This is a genomic window from Sphaerotilus sp., assembly GCF_041083715.1.
Classification (GTDB): domain Bacteria; phylum Pseudomonadota; class Gammaproteobacteria; order Burkholderiales; family Burkholderiaceae_C; genus Sphaerotilus.
Genome location: NZ_JBFPGY010000380.1, coordinates 1 through 5,143, shown reverse-complemented (window position 1 = coordinate 5,143; position 5,143 = coordinate 1). Strand labels below are relative to the sequence as shown.

Below are 5,143 nucleotides of genomic sequence, written 5' to 3'. Positions count from 1 at the left end.
ACCAGCTCACCGTCAACGCTGCCACCCAGCTGGTCACGAGCGCCGCCCGTTCGACGCTGAACGTGCAGGCCGGTCAGGTCCTGATCGCCGGGACGGTCTACGCCGGGGCCCGCACCGACCGGGGCGCGGTGGTGCCCCAGGCCGATGGGGGGCTGGTGAACATCAGCGCCACCGACACCCTGCACCTGGGTGTGGCCTCCGGCGAGCACGGTGCGGACCTCTCGCGCGGTGCCAACATCGGGTCCACCGGCAACATCACGCTGCAGGGCGGCCGAGGCACCAGCCAGAACGGCCTGGGCCTGGTGGTCGACAGCAACAGCACCGTCCAGGTCGAGAACATCGGCGGCGTGACCAGCGGCACCATCACCCTGTCGGGGGCACAGGATCTGCGCATCGACGGCTTTGTCAAGGCGGCCCTGCAAGGCGGCCAGGTCTTCGTCCAGGCACGGCACCTGGCCAGCATCGCCGGAATGGTCGAGGGCTACAGCCTGGTCGACATCGCCGGTGGTCTGGGAGACAGCACGGGCGTGTCGGTCAGCACCACACAGGTGCAGTACCGGATGGATGGGACCCGCACGTATTTCCTCGACGAGAACAGCCGGCTGATGGATGGCCAGGGTTGGCTGCGCAATGCTGGCGGCGACTATGTCGATGCGGCCGGTGCGGTGGTGGGGGCTTCCGGCAAGGTCATGGGCGGTGCGCCGCAGCGCCTGACCGGCGCCATCCTGGACACCGGCACCGGAGGACGCATCCACATCTCCGGCACCGGCACGCTCAACCTCGACGGCAACCTGGGTCAGGTCTACCAGACCAGCCCGGGCGTGCTGGGCGTGCGCACACAGGAAATCGACATCGATGGCGCGGCCACGGCCCAGACCCATGTCCTGGGCGCCGTCAATGCCCAGACCCGCATGGCCATCGAGGGTGGCGCGATCGATCTGCGCGAAGGATCGTCCCTCAGGACCTGGGGCGACGGTGGCCAGATCGAGGTCACGGCCAATGCCAACCTCCTGGTCTCCGGGGGGACGGCGGCGGTTCCGACAGCCGCCAAGGTGCAATCGACCGACTGGGTCCACCTGCGCGGCAACAACGTCTACATGGCGGGCAGTGTCACGGCGCAGAACATCGTGTGGCTGAACGCAGCCTCGGATCTGATGGTCTACGGTCAGGTCCAGACCCTGGGAACGGGGCTGGATGGCGCGGCCATCAACGTTCGGGCAGGTGTGGATGCGACCCTGAGCAACACTGCAGCACGCGGTACCGTCAACCGGATGGATCTGGGCCAAGGCTCGATCTATCTGCTTGGCCAGGGCAGCCTCCAGACCGGGGGCCAGCTCAATGCCCAGGCTGGGGTCGACGTGGTCCTCACGGCCGAGGCGGCGCAGGCTGCCGGACTCAAGGCGGTGCAGACACCCATCATCGGCACCGAGACCGTGACCTACCAGGTCATCACTGGCTACAACCAGGTGGTCGACAAGGTCATCGAGGTACCCGTGGTGAAGTGGGTCAGTACCACGGTGACCGAACAGGTGGGCATGGAGTCGGTCAAGACCGGCTATGCGTTCCACACCATGGACGTCACGCTGAACCAGGACGCCTACTGGAACGGCACGACCCAGACCAAACGCGAGTTCTTCATCGAAGGTGTTGACTATCGCAATTCAGCGACCACCACCGACACCGGCAGCGGCCATGTGATGACACCCGCTGAGTGGGCGGCCACGGGGGCCACCCGGCCAAGCCTGTTGTCGAACGGGCGAGAGCCGACGTTCAATGACTTGATCGATGTCCAGCGCGATGCGGTGCTCAAGGCGCTGGGGTACATGAAGCTGTACAACATGGCCTACAGCAACCTGCAAGTCCATCAGGTCATCAACGGCAACACCACCGTGGCCGCCTGGGCGCCCGATTGGAGCCTGCCGGCTCCGACCGGAACGAGCAAGGCCATGCAGATCGTCAACCTGAAAGTGGCGGGGTGGGACGACAAATGGATCAACATGCCCGTGGGTGCCGAAGCGGATGTGCTGCGCGTGGTCAGCCAGGGGGTGGCGAGCCAGTCCTTCGAAACCGTTGGAACCTACAACGAGCAAGCGATTGTCACGTATACCCAGGATAAATCGGGGCGCACGCAATCCACGGCCGTCGGGTATGAGCCACTGGCTGGGTATTTCCCGGGTCTGGGTGGGATCACCATTCCCACGAACCCGATGGTGACCAATACGGATATCGACCACAGCGCGCTGCGTTGGTCGGTCGATTACAACAACGCCAATACGTCGAACTGGATTTACACACTCAACGACGGCACGATCAATGTCGCCAAGCCCCAGGCGCCCAGCTGGGCAGGTGGCACGCCCCTGGTGGTCGCGAACGACAAGGCCGGAAACTATGCCTTGACCCCGCAGGGGTACAACGATCTCACCGCTTCCGTATCAGGCTCGCTGGGCACGATCGCTTCGATTCGTCAATTGGTCGGGACCAATTACGACTATGTTCCCGTTCATTATGTATTCCATGCCGGCCAATACAGCTATTGGTACGATCTGTCGTCGCGCACCGATTTTGCACAGCCCACCAATGCAGCCCAGAATGCAGCGGTGGCCGCTGTCGTGCCTTCGGGCTCTGGTCTGGACCAGGTCTGGATTGGCATACGACGCTCCACGCCGACGCCGGAAAGCAGCCGCCCCACTGGCAGCTGGGTCTATGAAACCACTGGCGGGCAAATTGCCTACAGCAACTGGGCTTCTGGTGAGCCCAACAGCCTCGACCACGAGTGGGTTGCAGCGATGTGGCTGTCTCCTGGCAAACGGGGTCAGTGGAACGATGCCGACGATAATGCGTCTGGTTATGATGCCAACAAGGGATATGTCACTGTCGACGGTGGATATTGGAATTCCGCGTCGGTCTTCGAGAATTTCCTGACCCAGAACCGGCAATGGACATCGGTCAATCACAACGTCACCGATGCACGCTCGTCCCTGAGTTACCAGTGGGTCGGCAACAGCGCCGACGTCTTTGACAACCGGCCCCAGTTCCGCAATTACGACACCCAGACCAAGGTGGTCGAGTCGGCGTCGGTGACGCTGTACAAGGACCAGGCGATTGTCCAGGACCAGACCACCACCCGCTCGACGCGGCTGTACGACAGCAACGGCCATGCAACGTATGCCGACTTCGGTGTCCAGTCGATCAACGCAGGCAGCCTTGGCATTGACGCAGGCCGGGACATCCGCCTGACCGGCCTGGTGCAGACCGCAGGAGACGCCGTGCTGGTGGCCGGTCGAGATGTCAGCGTGGTTGGCCAGACCGTGAGCACCGCCACGCTGGCGGCGGTCACCGATCTGGAGATCAGCGGCCGCATCCGTGTGGACGCCGGTCGCGACGTGCTGTTCGACAGCGCGTCCGTGCTGCACAGCGGCCAGGACGCAGGCGCGACCACGGCCGCCCGGAGTGGTGGCCTGGACGTGACGGCCCGCACCGGCGCCGTTGTGGTACAGGGGGTGGTGACCGTCAGCGGTGGCGGCGCTGCAAGCTTGACCGCTGCCAACGACCTCAACGCCAGCACCCAGCTGCGGGCAAGCAACATCACCTTGAGCGCCGGCAGCGACGGATCCGGCAGTCTCGTTGGTGATGTCTCGACGGATTTGCAGGCGATCGGCACCGGGCCGGGTGCCGGTCAGATCACTCTCACGGCGGGGGCGAACGGCGGCAACATCGTCTTCGACAACAGCGGAGTGTCCGCCGCCGGCATGCTCCGCCTGAACGCAGCGGGGGGCAGCCTGTACGCCAAGGGCGTCGCGCTGCAGGCCCGCGACCTGCAACTGACCGCTGCCGGTCAGATCACGGGAGACGCTGCCAACAGCACGGGCTTCGTCTTCTCCGCTGCGACCCTGTCCGCACAGGGCACGGCTCAGGGGCTGGTCAATCTGGCCGCTCAGGGCGATGTGATCGCCACCGATCTGCGCACCACCGACGGCAGCATCACCCTGGCCGGCAGCCGCCAGGTCACGGTGCAGCATGTCGTGACAGGGGGCAACCAGCATCTGAGCCTGTCTACGTCCGCGGGGCAGGATCTGCTCATCGGCCTGCTGGAGGCCGGCACGGGCACGCTGACCCTGCTGGCCGATGGCACTGTGCAGCAGCTTGCGGGGTCGGGCCTGGTGGCCGGTCTGCTCGACCTGCAGACCCGGCAGGGTGTCCGCCTGATCGGGGTGGACGCCGGGACGCTGCGTGCAGCCGTGAGTGCCGCAGGCGACCTGGCGCTGGCCAGCGTCCGCAGCGGCAGCATCGTGCTGGACAAGCTCGGCACCCGCGACGGTGCCATCGACGTCACCGCCCTGGGTGATGTGCAGGTTCAGGACGTGACCGCCGGGCGCACCGGCTCGCGCATGGTGGCACCGGCTGCAGGAGACTCCCTGGACCTCTCGGCCCAGCCGCTGGACATCAGCCTGACTTCGGGCGGAGCCATCACCGGCCTGGGCACAGGGGTGAACCTGCGGGTCAACGCGCCGGTGCTCACCGCTGCCGATGGCCGCAAGGCGGTTGCCGGGGGGGCGCTTGCGCTGTCGGCAGTCAACGGCATCGGGGGCCTCACCACCGATGTGAGCGAGCTGCGGGCCATCGCCACGGTCCACGGCAACATCGCCATCAGCAACCAGAGTGACCTCGACACGGGCCGCAACCTGCTGCAGCTCACCCAGATCGAGGCGGCCGCCGGCGACATCACCCTCGTGTCGAACTCCGCGCTGGACGTGCGCAACACCCGTGCCGTCGGGGCCGACAAGACCCTGACGCTGCAGTCCACCCAACGGGATGTGCTGGTCGGGGCGGGTGCCAACCTGTTCGCCGGTGTCGACACCGCTGTGGGGGCCAGCGGCAGCATCGTCCTGAAGGCGGCCGGCCAGCTCGGCATCGATGCGTCGGTGTGGGTGGATGCGCCGACGGCCGTGACCTTCTATTCCGGACACTCGTTCGTGCTGCCGACCCGTGCGCAGGGCTACGACGCCGCGTCGCTGACGGTCGAGTCGGGCGAGAGCATCACCGTCACCAGTGACCTGCTGATCAACCGACTCAACGCCACCGATGACCGGGTGGTGCTGCGTTCGGCCCGCGACATCACCCTGAGCGGCGCGATCAGCCGCGC

Annotated in this window: 1 protein-coding gene; it reads left to right on the top strand. The window is 65.9% G+C overall.

The genetic code is table 11. From position 1 onward, the window contains the following. The coding region (locus tag AB3X43_RS17850) for a hypothetical protein (RefSeq protein WP_369431215.1) at nucleotides 1-5,143 on the top strand (5,143 nt) is incomplete at both ends.